We start from the raw sequence: 16,838 nt of genomic DNA on the forward strand, positions 1-16,838 counted from the left end.
CTGTAGCATTAGCCAATACGCTTAGCGCAATTGGCTATCTTTACTACCACGGCGATTAAATAGCTCAACTTTTTGCTGATGCTGTTCTAGCGATTGTTGACAACGCACGCACAAGTGCACCCCAGGCATCGCAAGACGCCGTGCTTCGGGGATTGGGGCATCGCACTCCTCACAATGAGTTAAGCTCTCACCCTGTGGCAATGCGCGTTTTGCCCGTTCAATCGCATCATTAATAGTCGCTTCAATCTGCTCGTTTTCTGCGCCATCCGCAGCCCAACCACTTGCCATATTTTTCCTTAAATTTTAATAGGTTAATCATAATATGGTAGTGGTTTTATCAAATTTCAATAGCGTATTAAACCCGTCATCGCGCCATTTTATTGTGGCTGTAAATCAATCACCTGACCTTTGATACCTGCTGCTTCATCAGTCATCAAGGCGACATACGCACTCATCAAGTCTTCGGGCGCAAGCAAGGTGTTGGGGTTTTCGCTTGGATAAGCAGCAGCCCGCATCTGGGTACGAGTGGCACCGGGATTGATGCAGTTAAAGCGCAGGGTGGTGGTTTTTTGGGTTTCTTGGGTGAAAATATCGCTCATCCCTTCTACCGCCAATTTTGACAGCGCATACGCTCCCCAAAACGCGCGTGGACGGCTGCCGACACTGCTAGAGGTAAACACCACTGAGCCACTTTGTGCAGATTTGAGGAGCGGTAACAAAGCTTGGGTAAGGGTAAAGGTGGCATTAAAATTGACTTTCATCACTTGCTCAAAAATAATCGGGTCATACATCTCAAGTGGGGTTAATACACCGAGCAACCCTGCATTGTGTAAAACACCGTCCAAATGCCCGACTTCACGCTCAATCAAAATCGCCAATTGCTGCATTTCGGTGTAGCTGGCGCTCTCAAGGTTCATTGGCAACAACGCAGGCTGTGCACCGCCTTCAGCTTCAATTAGGTCATATACAGCTTCAAGCTTGCTCGCGGTTTTGCCAAGTAGTAACACGGTCGCGCCATATTTTGCATAGCTTAGCGCGGCTGCTTTACCGATGCCATCACCTGCCCCTGTGACCAAAATATTTTTACCTTTCAGACAATCGGCAGGTGGGATAAAGTTACGGATATCATCATGCGTTGCTAAAGTCATAGTTTCCTCAATATTTTTCTCAAAAGCTTGCTAAAAAATTCCCTAAAAATCGGTCAAATTGTTAACACCTTGTCTATGCATCAACCGCCTAGTTGCTTGTTCAAGTGTCCACTCAAGCATCCGTCCAATCGCCAAGCAAAGCGGTCAATTCAGCGACGCTATGGATTATATTATCTGCGCCCCAACTGCCCAAATCCGCTTGGTCTTCAGGGGGAATATAGCCATAAGCTGCCAAAATCGTACGCATATTCGCCGCATTGCCCGCTTGAATGTCACGAATATGGTCACCGACATACACACAATCTTCAGGCTGTAACTGACGCCCGAGTTGTTCATTCAAACGCGCTACTGCCAAATACATGGGCTCTGGGTCAGGTTTGGTGTGTTTGACATCATCAGGGCATACCAGTACCGCACAGCGCTCAGTTAGCTGCAGCTTGTCTAACAAATTTTCCGCCAAATAACGCGGTTTATTGGTGACAATGCCCCATACAATGCCACGTGATTCCAAGTGTGTTAACAGCGAATCAAGTCCATCAAACAAGCGGCTATCGACACAGATATCGGCCTCATAGGTGTCCAAAAACTCTTGCCGATAAGCCAGCAAAGTTGAGTCATCCTCAGTCACATTGGCAAGCTCGCCAAACATCAGCTTGACCATCGCTCTGGCGCCCGCAGAAACTTGCTCGCGAATGGCGGTATCACTGGGCGCTGGGTGTTGGTGTTTGGCGCACATCACCTTAATAATCCGAATAAAATCAGGCGCTGTATCAATCAAGGTACCATCAAGGTCAAACAATACAGCTTGGCATTTTTCAGTCATTTTTTGCTCAAATCAACGATTAATATTTAAGTAAAGTCAACTACTGAGGTTTGTAGACTGCCATCATGTAGTTAACGTCAACATTTTGTGCCAGCCAATAGTGCTTGATCAGGGGATTGTAATGTAAGCCAATTAAATCTTGACGCTTGCAGCCTGCACGCTGAGCAAATCGATCTAGCTCGGCTGGGGTGATGAATTTTTCATAATCATGTGTGCCGCGTGGCAGCAAGCGTAATAGGTATTCAGCGCCAATCACCGCAAACAGGTAGGATTTTGGGTTGCGATTGATGGTCGATAGTACCAATACGCCATTGGGTTTGAGCAGGGTAAAACAAGCATTGATAATAGACTGCGGGTCTGGCACGTGCTCGAGCATTTCCATACAAGTCACCACATCAAACTCACCAGCGTGCGCTTTGGCAAAATCTTCTACAGCAACACAAGCAAAATTAATCGCTTGGCTAGTTTGCTCGGCGTGGATTTGTGCTGCCTTGATGTTCGCCTCTCCCAAATCAATACCCTTCACCGTGGCACCGCGCACTGCCATGCTATGTGACAAAATACCACCACCACAGCCGACATCTAACACTTTTTTGCCCGTTAATCCTGATTGCTGGCGGGCGATGGTTTGCTGTTCAATCCAGTTTAAGCGTAGCGGATTGATTTGGTGCAAGGTGGCAAACGCGCCTGATTTGTCCCACCATTCATTGGCAAGATCGGTAAATTTTTGTACTTCTTGTAAGTCGACGTTTTGCTGTAGGTTCGGTTGTGTCATGATGATAGTTCCGTTTGATTTTTACTTCGCTATTTTTTTAATTCGATACTTTTTACTTTAATAGCGTTACTTCAATAGCGTGTTATCGCGTTTTTTGAAATGCGGTTGCTGGCTAACCACAATTGCTATCAAAAATAGCCTTATTCTAACAGCTTTTAGCCCATGCGCTGTAGAATTTATGTGGCAGGCTGATAGCGTAAAATTGTAGCGTAAAATAGCTGATTACTACCCAGCCGCATAACCGCCCAACTTTAAGTATGACTGATAAAATAAACTTAAAAAAAATATACTTTGTAATTTAGAAAATTTAACTAACATATTGCTTATGTTTTTCACCACTGTAGTTTTTTTTAGTTTACAAAGGATTACACTTAGGCACGTCCTCAATTTATGATAGTATAACGCGCAGGTATTTTCGTATTTTGAGCCCTACTAGCAAGCGATTTTCTATAAGATACTATAAGATATGAGCCGTGCTAGACCCTATGATTTGACTGTTAATGAGGCAACCATGAAAAAATTAGCAATGACCGCAATCGCCGCCGCTATCGGCTTAACCAGTTTATCAACCCAAGCTGCAGATTTTGTCGCGGGTCAAGACTATAAGGTGCTTGCAAACCCAGAAAAAATTGAAGGCAATAAAATCATTGTTCGTGAATTTTTTTGGTATGGTTGCCCACACTGCTACAAATTAGAACCTTACATGGCACAGTGGTCAAAAAAATTGCCAGCTGATGTGGTGTTTATGCAGACGCCAGCTGCAATGAACCCTGTGTGGGAACAAAACGCGCGCGGTTTTTATGCCGCACAGTTGTTAGGTTATCAAGGCAAAACCCACCAAGCGATGTTTGACGCCATTCAAAAAGACCGTCAAAAATTATTTGACCAAGCCTCTATCGGGCAATGGTACGCATCAAAAGGTGTGGATATCAATAAATTTAACAGTATGTACAATTCTTTTGCGGTGAATACCCGTATCGCGCGTTCAAAAGATGCGGCGCAGCGCTTTCAACTATCAGGGGTACCTGCGGTTGTCGTTGATGGCAAATACGTTGTTGAGGGTGAGGATGGTAAAGTGCCACAAGTGGTTAACTATCTCATCAATAAAGCCCGTGCTGAGCGTGGTGGTAAATAATCCGACAGCCATTTGCTGAGGATTAATGGTTTTAAACCAGATGGTTTTAGCTTAAATAGTAAAAAAGCCGTTTCATTGAATTAGCATTGAAGCGGCTTTTTTTATAGGAGCGGCTTTTTTTATGGTAGTTAATAAAACCTAGTGGTCGGCTGGCGTGCCGCCTTGTGCCACAATCCAGTTTTTTAGCTGTTTGGTTTTTTCATCCAATAGCGTTTTATCACCGCTTGCTTCAACATTGAGACGAATCAGTGGCTCAGTGTTAGAAGCGCGGACGTTAAAGCGCCAGCGTGGAAAATTGACCGATAAGCCATCGAGTTTATCAAGGGTCGCCGTTTGGCTATCAAATTGTTGGTAGCTTTCTTCAAGTTTTGCCAACACCGCAGGCGCAGTGATACCGTCTAATTTAAAGTTAATCTCACCTGAGATGGGAAAAGCGGCAATCATCTCATCAACCAGTTGCGACAGTTTTTTTGGCGCTTCTATTTTGCCTGATTTTGACAGCAATTCAATCACCAATAACCAAGGAATCATGCCACTATCACAGTAGTTAAAATCGCGAAAATAATGATGCGCAGACATCTCACCGCCATACACTGCGTTGTTTTCACGCATGACTTGTTTGATAAAAGAATGCCCTGACTTACTGATGGTCGCTTTGCCACCGGCCGCCGCGATGACGCTTTCGGTATTTAAGATATTGCGCGGGTCATAGACAATCGCCTCGGTAGGATTTTTATCCAAGAAAGCTTTGGCAAGCACCCCCACTACATAAGTGCCTTCCAAGAATCGAGCGTTTTCATCAAAGAAAAAACAGCGGTCAAAATCACCATCAAACGCAATCGCCAAGTCCGCTTTCTCCGCCAATAGCGTGTCTGCCGTCACTTTACGGTTGGCAATAATCATGGGGTTGGGAATACCATTGGGAAAACTGCCGTCAGGCGCATGATTGATTTTGATAAAATTAATAGGCGCGTTGGCAGCTTGTAGACGCTGCTCAAGCAAATCAATCGTTGGCGCGGCACTACCATTACCACAGTTAACGACCACTGTCAAAGGTCGTAACGCGGTGACGTCAATATAGCTGATGAGATGGTCGATATAGGCGGTTTTGTCTTCTTTTAACTGATACTCGCCTTTACTGGCTGCCGCTTTGAACGCGCCTTTTTCTGCGATTTGTTGAATGTCTGCCAAGCCGGTATCCGCGCTAATGGGTTTTGACTGTTCACGCACCAATTTTAGCCCGTTATAATTGATGGGGTTGTGACTGGCGGTTACTTCAATACCACCAATCGCGCCATAGTGGCTGGTGGCAAAATACACCTCTTCAGTGCCTGTCATGCCCAAATCAATCACATCGATGCCTGCATCTAATATACCTTGAATGGTGGCTTTTTTAAGGGCTTCACTACTGGGCCGAATGTCACAGCCAACCACAATCGCTGATTTTTGCTGATTTGATAGCGGTTCACTTAAAAATTGGGCGAAAGCACGTCCGATACGGTAGGCGATGTTCTCGTCAAGGTTGTTACCGAGTTCGCCGCGGATGTCATAGGCTTTAAAAGACGAAATTGTGATGGGAGAAAAATCATTCATATACGTGGCTCATGGGATTAAGAATTAAGAATGTCATTCAATTAACTGTTAATTATTCACAATCAGTTATTCACTGGCAATGATCAGCTATCACCAAACACATCGCGGCTATACACTTTTGTCTTGACGTGCGCTAATTCGGGATGTAATCGGTTCGCGACAATCACATCGCTCGTTTCCAAAAAACTCGCTAAATCATTGACTACGGGACAATCCATAAACTGCGGTGACGACAGACTGGGCTCATAGATTTTTACATCAATGGCATGTTGTTTGAGCAGTTCAATAATGTCCAAAATTGCAGAATCTCTAAAGTTATCGGCATCTTTTTTCATGCTCAAGCGGTACACACCCACGGTATTAGGCTGCTTGGCGATAATTTGACGGGCAACAAAGCGTTTGCGGGTATTGTTGGCATCCACCACCGCATGAATCACATTGGCAGGAATCCCTTCATAATTGGCTTTGAGCTGTTGAGTATCTTTGGGTAGACAATAGCCACCATACCCAAATGATGGGTTGTTGTAATGCATGCCAATCCGCGGGTCTAAGCTCACACCGGTGATAATCGACTCACTATCAAGCCCCATGCTTTCGGCAAAGCTATCTAACTCGTTAAAAAATGCAATACGTGTGGCAAGGTAGCTATTGGCAAATAGTTTGACCGCCTCCGCCTCGGTGGGCGGCATAATTTGGCTTGGTGTTTGGCTTAGCGTGTCAGTTTGTTCGCTGGCAGTTTGGTATTGGACGATTAGTTGGTGGCAAACATCTTGCAGCGCTGGCACATGGTTTATATCACAGCCAACGATAATACGTGACGGATGCAGGTTGTCATATAACGCTTTGCCCTCCCGCAAAAACTCCGGCATAAACAAAATACGCGTATCAAATTTTGCCTGCATGTCAACGGTAAATCCAATCGGCACAGTCGATTTGATCACAATCGGCACTTGTACGTTGTGAGCGCGTACGGTTTGGATACTGGCTTCCACCGATGAGGTATCGAATTTGCCAGTGGCGACATCGTAGTTGGTCGGTGTGGCAATAATCACCAAATCTGCGGTTGAAAAATCCGCCTCACTTACCAACTGCGCCGCTAAATTCAAGGACTGGGTTGCCAAGAACTGCGCAATCAACGCATCGTCAATCGGCGACGCTTGCTGTTGTAATTGGGCAATCTTTTGGGCGTCGATATCGACCAAGGTGACTTGGTTAGCAAGTTTTGGCTGGGCTAAAAGTACCGCATTGGACAGACCGACATAGCCTGCCCCAATGACAAAAATAGTTGTAATCATGGGTGATGGAACCTTACGAATCGCAGCAAAAATTAGCGACACCGTCGCGTATTTTTAGCCTTGATATTTCTTATATTTTTAAATTAGGTAAGTTTTTGCCAATATCACTATAGTTTGACAAAATGGCATAGCGATGACAACGATTATTTTGCAGCCTCTGTGTTTTAGGTATTTGTATTTAAAGCCTCTGTATTTTAGGCATCTAGACTGTCAAGGCAAATACTTACCAATGGACTTAGATTGCCATGTCAAATGCGCTAAAATAGCTAGGTCAATTATATTGTGAATTTTTCATCATTTACTATCAATCACCCTTTAGAGATAACGATGCAACCAACTTCCAATTTTGCTGACCTCATTGCCTTAATGGCACGACTGCGCCAAGACTGCCCTTGGGATAAAAAACAAACCAACGACAGCCTCATTCCCTATGCCCTAGAAGAAACCTATGAGCTCGTCGAAGCCATACAATCAGGTGACATTGACGACATCAAGGGTGAGCTTGGCGATGTGCTGCTACAAGTGGTTTTTCACGCTTGTCTATATGAAGAACAGCAGCAGTTTGATATCAGCGAGGTGATTTTCACCTTGCAACAAAAACTCATTCGCCGTCACCCGCATGTGTTTGACAAAGAAAATCTAAAAACCGATGAAGATGTCAAAAAACGCTGGGATGAAATCAAAGCCTTGGAAAATGCCGAAAAAGCCAAACAGGGTAAACTGGTAAACCATCGCCGCACCCTTGATGCGGTCAAGGCAGGCTCAGCGTTAATGCAAGCGCAACAACTACAAAAAACTGCCAATAAAGTCGGTTTTGATTGGGATGTAGTGTCGGGTGCGGTGGACAAATTGGATGAAGAAGTGGCAGAGCTCAAAGAAATCTTACCAATCGATGGTCAAAAACCGACGCCTGAGCAAAAAGCGCTGCTAGAAAAAGAACTGGGGGATTGTTTTTTTGCCCTAGTCAATATTGCTCGCAAACTGGGCATTGATAGCGAAAAAGCGACTTTGACCACCGTGCATAAATTTCGCTATCGTTTTGGCTTTATTGAAGATGAGCTCGCTAAAATGGGTAAAACCCCTGAAACTGCTAGCTTAGCAGAAATGGATAACTTGTGGGATTTGGCAAAGTTAAAGGAAAAACATGACAAACCTTAATGACTTAAAGCCACTATTATTAAATCTGAACACTAATGGAAAAAGGTATAGCCTATTACTATTCTTCATTGGTGCGACTTATTCGCTTTCACTGCTACTACCCGCTATCGATTTTTCTACTATGAGCGGGGGCATTTTGCCTGGAATTGCGGTTGTTCTTTTTGGGACAATCTACTCACCTTTCGCCCTTATAAAAGGTTACTATGGAATATTAGCCATATATGCCAATTTTATATTTCTGTTTCTATTTATCAAAATACTCACTCAAACAAATCACGCAAATTTTTTGATGGTATCATTAGCTTTATTTATGTTAGTGTTAAGCGGATTTAGTTTTTCTCAATCATACCAAGTCCATTATATGTCAAGTGGGAAAATAGTTGTTTGGGGGATTGGGGCGGTATTTTGGTTTTTCAGCTTGTTTGCATTGGCTGCTTTGATTTTTTATCAGTATTTTAAGGGAAAAACCCCAAACCCAATGTATTTTATTGCCATGTTAATGATATGGTTAAGCGTGGCATTTAGTTTGCGTTATTATCAGTATCACTATATTGCGGAAGAATATAATCAAAAAGGCGCATTTCAGTGGTCTATTGTGTTTATTTCTCAAGCCCCATTCTTGGCAAAAACCAAAAAAGCAATACAAGAAGATTTAGGTTTCAATAATGATTAGCCGATGGTTAAAAAACGTTTTGCTTACCAATGCTTTTGTAGTTTACTGTGGCATTGCTTATGCCCAACCAATTTGTACCCCAACCTTGACGCCCGAGCAGGCTTTTTTGGCAGTGACAAATTTGACGGGGACTAACGGTAATACCAAAAAATCCTCTGCAAATATCCTTGCCAATTCGCCCAAAGTGATTAATATCAATACCGCCAGTGAAGCACAGCTTACACAGCTTGATGGTATCGGCGCCAAAAAAGCCCAGCAAATTATTTTATACCGGCAAATGATAGCGCCGTTTGCCACAGCGGATGACCTAGCCAACGTCAAAGGTATCGGTAAAGCGACTGTCGATAAAAATCGCCACCGCATTACCACCCAATAGTGATAGCAAAGCATGGGCAATTATCACAAGCCTATTCTCATCTTTTATATATTCTGTACTAGCAAGCAAACCGTCTCATCCTGTAGCGCTCACGTCCTACAGATAATCAATCAGTAGACAATATTTTCGCTCACTGGATTTTTTGTAACCGTGAATTAATATCCCTAGTTAGGCAGAAATTTGGTACACTAACCGCTAATAAATTTCTGCCGTTTTCATGGATTTTGGTTACTATACATGGCAAAAAAAACTCGCAAATCACCTAGCACAGCAACCACTGCTGGCAATGCCGCAACCGATTATGTTTTAGATAGACAGTCGGCTCGCCGGGATGCCAAAAAACTGGGCTTAAACAAAGCTGATTTACCCAACTCCATCAAAGAAGTGATTAGCACACTGACGCAGGCGGGTTTTGAATCCTACATCGTCGGTGGTGGAGTGCGTGATGCCTTGTTAGGCTTAAAGCCCAAAGACTTTGATGCTGTGACCAATGCCACCCCCAATCAAATCAAAGAAGTATTTGGCAAACGCTGCCGCATCATCGGAAGGCGTTTTCAGCTGTGTCATGTGTATTCTGGTCGCGATATGATTGAAGTTGCCACCTTTCGCGCGCCGCCTAAGGATAACAATCATCTCACCGAAGACGGCATGATTATGCGTGACAATGTGTGGGGTGATATCTACCAAGATGTGGTGCGCCGCGATTTTAGTATCAATGCCCTGTATTATCAGCCATTTGACGACATCGTTTATGATTTTTGTGGTGGGCTAAAAGATGTTGAAAACCGCACCATTCGTCTGCTCGGTGACACCCAAAAACGGGTGGAAGAAGACCCTGTACGTCTGCTACGAGCGCTGCGTTTTAAAGCAAAATTGCAGTTTGATTTTGACAATGCCTTAAACCAACAATTCAATGCGCAAAACTGGGCATTATTGGCACAAGTATCCCCTCACCGCTTGTACGATGAAACGCAAAAAATGTTCACAGGCGGCTACTTGGTGCCGATGTTACCACTGCTATTTGATTATGGTGCGTTTTCCCAGTTGTTGTTTTACCCACCGACAACCGTGACACCGCTACTCAACCAAGTCACCATAAATACCGATAGGCGCATAGGCAGTGGTAAAAGCATTAACCCTGCGTTTTTTTATGCGACTATTTTGTGGGAAAATTATCTATATTTATTGGATAAGTTTAAAAAGAACACACCGTTTAGCGACGCGCAAAACCAAGCCGCCAATAAAGTCTTGGACAAGCAGCGCCAGCACACGGCCATGCCCAAGTTTGCCGAGCAGTTTATTAAAGATATTTGGCTCATGCAGCCACGACTTGCCCAGCCGCGCAAAAAAAATCTGCAAAAGCTGTTTGAAAATCCGCGTTTTCGGGCTGCCTATGACTTTTTGATGATGCGTGAGCAAGTAGAAGCCAAAAACCAAGCGCTTGCCAAACAGCATGGCGCAGCGATTACGCTTGATGATGAAAGCACCAACGGCATGGGACATTGGTGGGCGTGGTTTCAAACCCTAGGTGCCAAACAGCAGCAACAAGCGATTGATGAGTTTGACCTTGAATCAGTACGTTTGCGCTTTGCCAATATTGTCAATCAGACCAGTTTTGAGGATGACAGTGTTGCTTACCAAACTAGCGATGCGGTGCATGATAATGAAGAAGGCATGGGTAGCGATTTTAGTCATGGAAAGCGCCGCCGCGAACGACGTCATTTGCCGTTGGCAGCAAATAGCCAAATCGAGCGTGAACCGCTGCAAGATACGTCACTATCTACCAAAGCGCACAAACTAACACAGCAGCAGCAACTTGAAAAAGCCCAACTGCAGCAGTTATCGCTTGCCACTCACACCAACTCAGCACCCGCTAAGTCACTTATCGTAGCGCCAATCGCAGCGCAAAAAGACGATGACCACCCTTATCAGCCGACAGTTTCTGCTTCAGTATCAGCTTATACTGAGACAAGCGCACGCCCAAATAATTCACACCCAAATAATTCGAACCTAGGTCGCTCACGCAAACGCGACAAAGCCTATTTATCGGCAGCGAGTGTACCTGCCAAACGTGCGCGACGTACCCCTAGCTCAAACTGGTCGATTTTGGAGCAACGTCAGCAAGCAGATATTGCAACATCCGCTAGTGATTTGCGTGGCGAACCGGTCAGCCTTAGCAGTGAAAATAACAGCGTTACCGACACTCATACAGTGACTAAGACCGTCAATGATTCGCCACAAAATGAATCAGCGGTTGAAAATATCACGGCAAATGTCATGGTACAGCTAAAGCCAAAGCGTGCGCCACGGACGCGTAAAAAAGCAGTTACTGATAGCAAAGTCTCAGCAGAAGCGGTGACTGAGAACGAGGCACCGGCAGCGCCAAAACGCACTCGCAAACGCGCGGTCAAAATCGACGGTCCTCAGCCATGATTACTTGCTATATCGGTTTGGGGGGCAATATCGCAAACGCGCTTGGTACGCCAAGGCAGCATATTGCCAATGCCATTGCGGCGTTTTACGCATCGCCGCACTTTGCCAATGTTACAGCATCATCACTGTATCAATCCAAAGCCTTTGGGGTCACCGACCAGCCTGATTTTTTTAATGCAGTGGTAAAAGTTGATACCGATTTGGCACCCTTAGCCTTACTCGATTTTTGCCAAAGTTTGGAGAGCGCTGCCAAGCGCACGCGTTTGCGTCACTGGGGTGAGCGTAGTTTGGATGTCGATGTATTATTGTATGGCGATGACACAATCAACAATGCGCGTTTAGTAGTGCCACATGAGGGTTTATTTGCGCGTAATTTTGTGCTAATTCCGATGTTGGAGCTTGACCCAACCCTCATGGTAAATGGACAAAAATTGGCAGACTTACCGACCAGTCAACAGTGGCAGGGCTTGGAAAAATTAACCGTGCTTTAACTCATATCAATTAACATGGTTTTTTGTAACAATTAACAAATTATTGATGCTATGGATTTGAAATCGTAAAAAATTAAACCATTGATAAAGTAACGTTTTTTGTTTTTCCTATTTCTTGTTTTTGCCTGTTTCTTTTGCCCTTGCTTCTTTTAGCTTTACTTCTTTTACCCTTGATTCTTTTAACCTTGCTTTTTAAAGGAAACCGCATGAGCTACGTTAGCAACCTAGAATCTAACCCTGATTCAACAACTGAGTCAACATCTGCCGCAGCGACGACCAAGCCTAAATTACCTGTGACTTTGTCCACCTTAAACAAACTCAAAGCCAATGGCGAGACGTTCTCGTGTTTGACATGTTATGACGCCAGTTTTGCAGCAGCCATGCAAGTTGCAGGGATTGATACCATTTTGATTGGCGATAGCCTTGGCATGGTGGTGCAAGGACAAACCTCAACCTTGCCGGTGACGATCGCAGACATGGTGTATCATACCCAAAACGTGGCTCGTGCCAACAGTCATGCACTGATTTTATGTGATTTACCTTTTATGAGCGTTGCCACGCTTGAGCGCGCACTCGATGCCAGCCAAGCGGTGATGCAAGCAGGCGCGCATGTGGTCAAAATCGAAGGCGGTGCCGAGCTTGCCGAAATCGTATCAGTGCTTGCCAACAACGGCGTGCCGACCTGCGTGCATCTAGGTTTGACGCCGCAATCAGTGAATGTGTTTGGTGGCTACAAAGTACAAGGCAAAACCGATGCCCAAGCGGAAAAACTCATGGCTGACTGTCAAGCAGTGGTAGAAGCAGGCGCCGCCATTTTACTACTCGAATGTGTCCCTGCTGAGCTTGCCAAAAAAGTGCGTGACACTTTCCCTGTGCCAGTGATTGGTATTGGTGCGGGCGTGGATTGTGATGGTCAAGTGCTGGTCATGCACGATATGCTTGGGGTATATACCCGTAAACCTGCCAAATTTGTCAAAGACTTTTTGACCGACGAGCATAACGAAACCAAAGATATCACCGGGGCGTTTAAAGCCTATCATAAAGCGGTCAAAGAGCGTACATTCCCAACGCCAGCCCATAGTTTTTAGTAATCATAAAGGCAAAACAATGCAAGTATTTCATACCATCAGCGCATTACGTGACACCTTAAACCCTTTACGCCATCAAGCGGCAGCGCCAAAGATAGTGCTGGTCCCCACGATGGGCAATTTGCACAGCGGTCACGTGACACTCGTCAAAAAAGCCAAAGAACTTGCCGATATCGTGGTGGTCAGTGTGTTTGTTAACCCAACCCAATTTGGCGTGGGTGAAGACTTTGATACCTACCCACGCACGCTAGAGGCCGATGTGGCAAAACTTACCGAGGCGGGGGCAAATTTTGTATTTGCCCCAAGCGTGGAAGAAATGTACCCGACCTACCCTAACAACGTGCAAGTGCTGTCAGGCGATATTAGCAAAATCTTGTGTGCCAACACTCGCCCCACCCACTTTGATGGCGTGGGCTTGGTGGTGAGCAAACTGTTTAATATCGTCCAACCTGACATCGCTGTTTTTGGCAAAAAAGACTATCAACAACTTGCCATTATCCGCCAGTTGGTCGCTGAGCTAAATTTCCCGATTGAGATTGTCGGGGTGGATATCGTGCGTGCTTATGACGGGTTGGCATTATCGTCTCGCAATCAATACCTAAGCGAAGCAGAACGTCAACTTGCCCCCACCTTGCAAAAAAGCTTGCAACAGCTTGCCAATGAGTTAACAACTGCCAATTTTGCCGATTTTGACAAGATTATTGCCGGCGCAATTGATAAGTTAAATCGCCTGACGGTGGCTGATTCAGGCTTTAAAGTGGATTATTTGGAAGTTAAAAATCGCTTATTACAGCCGCCGAAGCCCACTGATAAAGACTTGGTAATTTTGACCGCCGCTTTTTTGGGCAAGAAAACACGGCTTTTAGATAACCTAGAATTTAGTCGGGAAATGAATCAGGAACTAAATCAGCCATCAGCTAGCGATTTTAATCAACAACCTACCACCGCATCTGTAAAGGATTAACTATGTCAACGCTACAAGTTATCATTGTTTCAGGACGTTCAGGCTCGGGTAAGACATCGGTTCTCAATATCATGGAAGACTTTGGCTATTATCCAATTGATAATTTGCCACTCTCGCTAGTAGCTAGTGCCATTGATAAACTTGTACATGACAGCCAAATTTATAAAATCGCTATTGGTATCGATGTACGCTCGCCACAAGCGGACTTATCGCGGTTTGCCGAGGTTTATCATAAGCTCATAGAGACTTATAGCAAACCGGCGATTAAAATACTGTATGTGACTGCCCAAGAAAGCGTCCTGGTGGCACGGTTTGACGCCACGCGCCGTCTGCATCCGTTAATGGCGGTATCGGGTAATCTACCCAATGCCATCAAAAAAGAAATCGATATTTTAGAGCCGATTGCCATCCGCGCTGATATCAAAATTGACACAAGCCTTCTTAATATCCACCAACTCAAAGAAGTCATCCGCGATCATTTGGGCGTGGATAATGCGGTAACCGTCAATATTTTATCCTTTGGGTTTAAATATGGGGCACCGATTGATGCCGATTTTATTTTTGATGTGCGCACCCTACCAAACCCCCATTGGAAGATTGAACTGCGCAACCAGACAGGGCTAGATGATGATGTCAAAGCATTTTTTGATGACTACAGTGAAGTAGATGACATGGCGAATGATATTATCGCTTTTTTTAAAAAATGGTTACCGCCTTTTTTGCACAATAATCGCCATACCGTGACCATCGCTATCGGCTGTACTGGGGGCAAACACCGCTCTGTGTATATCGCAGAAAAGTTGGGCGAGTCACTGACCCAATCGCTACCCAAAGAGATGGTAGTACGTATCAAGCACCGTGAAAAAAACCGCTGGTAGTGCGTTCTGAATCAACTTTGTACTTATGATTGATAACTTTGAGATTGATAAATGATTAATTTTGCTGAAATGGATATGGCGGTTAGCCGTACCGAACTAAAAAAAGCCCATGAGCGCCTACAGCGACTGGCTGAGCCACTTGCCAATTTGTCAAAAAAACAAATGAAGGCACTGCCTGCCAGTGAGTTTTTTTTGGATGACTTGCTGCAGCTTGCCGATATTACTAGCCATGAAGCACGTAAACGTCACATTAAGCGTTTGGGTAAATTGCTGGCTGAAGAAGAACCGCATGCGATTGTCGAATTTTTATTTCGCCATACCTTTAGCCCTGAGCAACAAGCCAAAATTGAAAGTTGGCAAACGCGCCTAAATTTGCAAGATGACAATACCTTAAAACAATTTACCAAAACCTTTTTTGACAGTGAATTCAACACTATCAAGCAGCTGCTGATTTGGATTGCCTATGCCGAATACACCCAAGATGATGAATTGATGAATGAGAGTGTGGCTGATTTACACACTTATATTCGCCAAGTGGCGATTTTGTCCAAAGGTAAATAGTCGGACTGACTGCCAGTTTTCTAACCCCTTATCCCTATGTGGCTTGGCTAGTGAGTATTGCTTTTTTGGTGAGTTGGGGTTGGCGCGCTAGCCTATGAGTCGATTTTTTACTACCAAAGCTATTTTCATCATAAAATAACGTAAAATTGCTTTTATTTTATAGAGTGAGCCGCTAAGGTATGCCATCAGCCTTAGCCATCCTGTCCGCAATGAGTCATTTTCACCAGTTACGTCAACACACCCAGTCCAATCCCAACTATCCCAACCAAATTCGCCAGTGGCGCGTGATTGTCATGGCGATTTCGGCATTTATTTTTAATACCACCGAATTTGTGCCGATTGCGCTGCTGTCTGACATTGGTCATAGCTTTGCCATGCCGGTAGAAACGGTGGGGCATATGATAACCATTTATGCTTGGATTGTGGCTATTTTGTCGCTCCCTGCCATGCTTGTCACTGCCCGTATCGAACGCCGTAAGCTATTGATAGCATTATTTGTTATCTTTATCGGAGGGCATGCGGTGTCGGTGATGGCGCAAAGTTTTGCCATGCTGCTGGTTGGGCGGGCATTGATTGCGCTAGCGCATGCGGTGTTTTGGTCAATTACCGCAAGCCTTGTGGTGCGTGTGGCGCCCAAAGATCGTCAAACCAAAGCCTTGGGGCTATTGTCGATGGGTAGCGCGCTGGCGACGGTGCTTGGGCTGCCGTTGGGTCGGATGATTGGGCAGTGGCTTGGGTGGCGGATGACGTTTGGTACGATTGGCGCGGCTGCGCTCTTGGCAATGATTATGGTGTGGTGGATTTTACCAAAACTGCCGAGCAAAGATGTCGGCTCAGCCGCAAGTCTACCCAGTATTTTTAATAATATTCCCTTGCTCACTGTCTATACACTCACTGTGCTATGTGTGACGGCACACTTTACAGCATACAGTTATATTGAGCCTTATATGCTGACGATTAGTCAGTTTAGTCAGCAATTTGCCACAGTGATTTTGCTGAGTTTTGGGGTGGCAGGGTTGCTAGCGAGCTGGCTATTTGGGCACTTTTATGACCGTTTTCCACGGGCGTTTTTGATTAGCGCGATGGCAACGCTGCTGTTTTCGTTGTTGGCATCCGCTTGGCTGCCCCATGTGCCAATCTTATGGCTTGCCTTAGCGATGCTATGGGGCTTGGCAATTACGGCGATTAGCCTTGCTTTGCAGCTACGCGTATTGCAGCTTGCGCCGAATGCCACTGATGTAGCGATGTCAATTTTTTCAGGAATTTATAACGTTGGTATCGGCGGCGGCGCGTTCGTCGGTGGATTGGTGATTGCCAGCCTAGGACTGGCGATGGTGGGTTATGTAGGGGCAGGTATCGCGCTCATTGCCATGGTTTGCCTAATGGTGTATTTGGCGCGCAACCAAAAGTAATCAAACCCAGTAGCTTACTTGTAATTGGGCTTGCA

At 45.1% G+C, this 16,838-nt stretch carries 17 protein-coding genes; 11 read left to right on the top strand and 6 right to left on the bottom strand.

Features of this window, described 5'->3' with window-relative positions; genetic code table 11:
* Window positions 1–21 precede the first annotated feature (21 nt).
* The 4 genes from RT084_RS05055 to ubiG all read right to left on the bottom strand — a co-directional run bounded on the left by RT084_RS05055 (window position 22) and on the right by ubiG (window position 2,746).
* On the bottom strand, window positions 22–288 hold the full coding sequence (locus RT084_RS05055) for a DksA/TraR family C4-type zinc finger protein (RefSeq protein WP_050325275.1): 267 nt from the start codon (window positions 286–288) through the stop codon (window positions 22–24).
* Window positions 289–377: 89 nt separating this feature from the next.
* Window positions 378–1,148 carry a YciK family oxidoreductase gene (locus RT084_RS05060; protein ID WP_313097858.1) on the bottom strand — a complete coding sequence of 257 codons (771 nt, stop codon included), beginning with the start codon at window positions 1,146–1,148 and terminating at the stop codon, window positions 378–380.
* A gap of 112 nt (window positions 1,149–1,260) precedes the next feature.
* Complete coding sequence (locus tag RT084_RS05065) at window positions 1,261–1,971, bottom strand: HAD family hydrolase (protein ID WP_313097860.1); 711 nt, start codon at window positions 1,969–1,971, stop codon at window positions 1,261–1,263.
* A gap of 40 nt (window positions 1,972–2,011) precedes the next feature.
* On the bottom strand, window positions 2,012–2,746 hold the full coding sequence (ubiG, locus tag RT084_RS05070) for a bifunctional 2-polyprenyl-6-hydroxyphenol methylase/3-demethylubiquinol 3-O-methyltransferase UbiG (protein WP_313097862.1): 735 nt from the start codon (window positions 2,744–2,746) through the stop codon (window positions 2,012–2,014).
* 511 nt (window positions 2,747–3,257) lie between these two features.
* Between ubiG and RT084_RS05075 the strand changes: the two genes are divergently transcribed.
* The gene (locus tag RT084_RS05075; protein WP_040403627.1) at window positions 3,258–3,881 is read left to right on the top strand and encodes a thiol:disulfide interchange protein DsbA/DsbL; all 624 of its coding nucleotides are present in this window, start codon (window positions 3,258–3,260) and stop codon (window positions 3,879–3,881) included.
* Between the two features lie 138 nt (window positions 3,882–4,019).
* Here the strand turns inward: RT084_RS05075 and RT084_RS05080 are convergent, their stop codons facing one another.
* Together RT084_RS05080 and RT084_RS05085 are read right to left on the bottom strand one after the other, a co-directional pair.
* The gene (locus tag RT084_RS05080) at window positions 4,020–5,474 is read right to left on the bottom strand and encodes a phosphohexomutase domain-containing protein (protein ID WP_313097864.1); all 1,455 of its coding nucleotides are present in this window, start codon (window positions 5,472–5,474) and stop codon (window positions 4,020–4,022) included.
* An 83-nt stretch (window positions 5,475–5,557) separates the two neighbouring features.
* Window positions 5,558–6,769, bottom strand: a complete 1,212-nt coding sequence (locus RT084_RS05085) for a nucleotide sugar dehydrogenase (RefSeq protein WP_312534256.1) — start codon at window positions 6,767–6,769, stop codon at window positions 5,558–5,560.
* Window positions 6,770–7,096: 327 nt separating this feature from the next.
* Here RT084_RS05085 and mazG point away from each other — a divergent pair, with 327 nt between their 5' ends.
* The 10 genes from mazG (at window position 7,097) to RT084_RS05135 (ending at window position 16,803) form a co-directional block, all read left to right on the top strand.
* Window positions 7,097–7,927: a nucleoside triphosphate pyrophosphohydrolase gene (mazG, locus tag RT084_RS05090; RefSeq protein ID WP_313097866.1), complete on the top strand. Its 831-nt coding sequence runs from the start codon at window positions 7,097–7,099 to the stop codon at window positions 7,925–7,927.
* Complete coding sequence (locus RT084_RS05095; protein ID WP_050325281.1) at window positions 7,914–8,600, top strand: hypothetical protein; 687 nt, start codon at window positions 7,914–7,916, stop codon at window positions 8,598–8,600. Before mazG ends, RT084_RS05095 begins: the two co-directional genes overlap by 14 nt.
* Window positions 8,593–8,976, top strand: a complete 384-nt coding sequence (locus RT084_RS05100; protein ID WP_050325282.1) for a ComEA family DNA-binding protein — start codon at window positions 8,593–8,595, stop codon at window positions 8,974–8,976. Before RT084_RS05095 ends, RT084_RS05100 begins: the two co-directional genes overlap by 8 nt.
* Window positions 8,977–9,213: 237 nt before the next feature.
* The gene (pcnB, locus tag RT084_RS05105) at window positions 9,214–11,409 is read left to right on the top strand and encodes a polynucleotide adenylyltransferase PcnB (RefSeq protein WP_313097869.1); all 2,196 of its coding nucleotides are present in this window, start codon (window positions 9,214–9,216) and stop codon (window positions 11,407–11,409) included.
* On the top strand, window positions 11,406–11,900 hold the full coding sequence (gene folK, locus RT084_RS05110; RefSeq protein ID WP_203171215.1) for a 2-amino-4-hydroxy-6-hydroxymethyldihydropteridine diphosphokinase: 495 nt from the start codon (window positions 11,406–11,408) through the stop codon (window positions 11,898–11,900). Before pcnB ends, folK begins: the two co-directional genes overlap by 4 nt.
* A gap of 206 nt (window positions 11,901–12,106) precedes the next feature.
* Window positions 12,107–12,988: a 3-methyl-2-oxobutanoate hydroxymethyltransferase gene (gene panB, locus RT084_RS05115; RefSeq protein WP_203171217.1), complete on the top strand. Its 882-nt coding sequence runs from the start codon at window positions 12,107–12,109 to the stop codon at window positions 12,986–12,988.
* A gap of 19 nt (window positions 12,989–13,007) precedes the next feature.
* Window positions 13,008–13,952, top strand: a complete 945-nt coding sequence (gene panC, locus RT084_RS05120; RefSeq protein WP_203171218.1) for a pantoate--beta-alanine ligase — start codon at window positions 13,008–13,010, stop codon at window positions 13,950–13,952.
* Between the two features lie 2 nt (window positions 13,953–13,954).
* Window positions 13,955–14,830: an RNase adapter RapZ gene (gene rapZ / locus RT084_RS05125; RefSeq protein WP_203171219.1), complete on the top strand. Its 876-nt coding sequence runs from the start codon at window positions 13,955–13,957 to the stop codon at window positions 14,828–14,830.
* A 51-nt stretch (window positions 14,831–14,881) separates the two neighbouring features.
* Window positions 14,882–15,391, top strand: coding sequence for a ribosome biogenesis factor YjgA (gene yjgA, locus RT084_RS05130; RefSeq protein ID WP_007116564.1), 510 nt, complete (start codon window positions 14,882–14,884; stop codon window positions 15,389–15,391).
* A 179-nt stretch (window positions 15,392–15,570) separates the two neighbouring features.
* The gene (locus RT084_RS05135) at window positions 15,571–16,803 is read left to right on the top strand and encodes a sugar transporter (RefSeq protein WP_227716703.1); all 1,233 of its coding nucleotides are present in this window, start codon (window positions 15,571–15,573) and stop codon (window positions 16,801–16,803) included.
* The last annotated feature ends 35 nt before the right edge of the window (window positions 16,804–16,838 follow it).

The sequence above is a fragment of the Moraxella sp. CTOTU48717 genome (assembly GCF_032057165.1).
In the GTDB taxonomy this organism is placed as follows: Bacteria; Pseudomonadota; Gammaproteobacteria; order Pseudomonadales; family Moraxellaceae; genus Faucicola; species Faucicola tetraodonis.

What these genes read in the sequence shown, in the direction of transcription:
- ubiG (WP_313097862.1), bottom strand. Translation starts at nt 2,746, where the DNA reads ATGACACAACCGAACCTACAGCAAAACGTCGACTTACAAGAAGTACAA.
- RT084_RS05095 (WP_050325281.1), top strand. Translation starts at nt 7,914, where the DNA reads ATGACAAACCTTAATGACTTAAAGCCACTATTATTAAATCTGAACACT.
- mazG (WP_313097866.1), top strand. Translation starts at nt 7,097, where the DNA reads ATGCAACCAACTTCCAATTTTGCTGACCTCATTGCCTTAATGGCACGA.
- RT084_RS05055 (WP_050325275.1), bottom strand. Translation starts at nt 288, where the DNA reads ATGGCAAGTGGTTGGGCTGCGGATGGCGCAGAAAACGAGCAGATTGAA.
- rapZ (WP_203171219.1), top strand. Translation starts at nt 13,955, where the DNA reads ATGTCAACGCTACAAGTTATCATTGTTTCAGGACGTTCAGGCTCGGGT.
- RT084_RS05085 (WP_312534256.1), bottom strand. Translation starts at nt 6,769, where the DNA reads ATGATTACAACTATTTTTGTCATTGGGGCAGGCTATGTCGGTCTGTCC.
- yjgA (WP_007116564.1), top strand. Translation starts at nt 14,882, where the DNA reads ATGATTAATTTTGCTGAAATGGATATGGCGGTTAGCCGTACCGAACTA.
- RT084_RS05075 (WP_040403627.1), top strand. Translation starts at nt 3,258, where the DNA reads ATGAAAAAATTAGCAATGACCGCAATCGCCGCCGCTATCGGCTTAACC.
- pcnB (WP_313097869.1), top strand. Translation starts at nt 9,214, where the DNA reads ATGGCAAAAAAAACTCGCAAATCACCTAGCACAGCAACCACTGCTGGC.
- folK (WP_203171215.1), top strand. Translation starts at nt 11,406, where the DNA reads ATGATTACTTGCTATATCGGTTTGGGGGGCAATATCGCAAACGCGCTT.
- panC (WP_203171218.1), top strand. Translation starts at nt 13,008, where the DNA reads ATGCAAGTATTTCATACCATCAGCGCATTACGTGACACCTTAAACCCT.
- RT084_RS05065 (WP_313097860.1), bottom strand. Translation starts at nt 1,971, where the DNA reads ATGACTGAAAAATGCCAAGCTGTATTGTTTGACCTTGATGGTACCTTG.
- panB (WP_203171217.1), top strand. Translation starts at nt 12,107, where the DNA reads ATGAGCTACGTTAGCAACCTAGAATCTAACCCTGATTCAACAACTGAG.
- RT084_RS05135 (WP_227716703.1), top strand. Translation starts at nt 15,571, where the DNA reads ATGCCATCAGCCTTAGCCATCCTGTCCGCAATGAGTCATTTTCACCAG.
- RT084_RS05100 (WP_050325282.1), top strand. Translation starts at nt 8,593, where the DNA reads ATGATTAGCCGATGGTTAAAAAACGTTTTGCTTACCAATGCTTTTGTA.
- RT084_RS05060 (WP_313097858.1), bottom strand. Translation starts at nt 1,148, where the DNA reads ATGACTTTAGCAACGCATGATGATATCCGTAACTTTATCCCACCTGCC.
- RT084_RS05080 (WP_313097864.1), bottom strand. Translation starts at nt 5,474, where the DNA reads ATGAATGATTTTTCTCCCATCACAATTTCGTCTTTTAAAGCCTATGAC.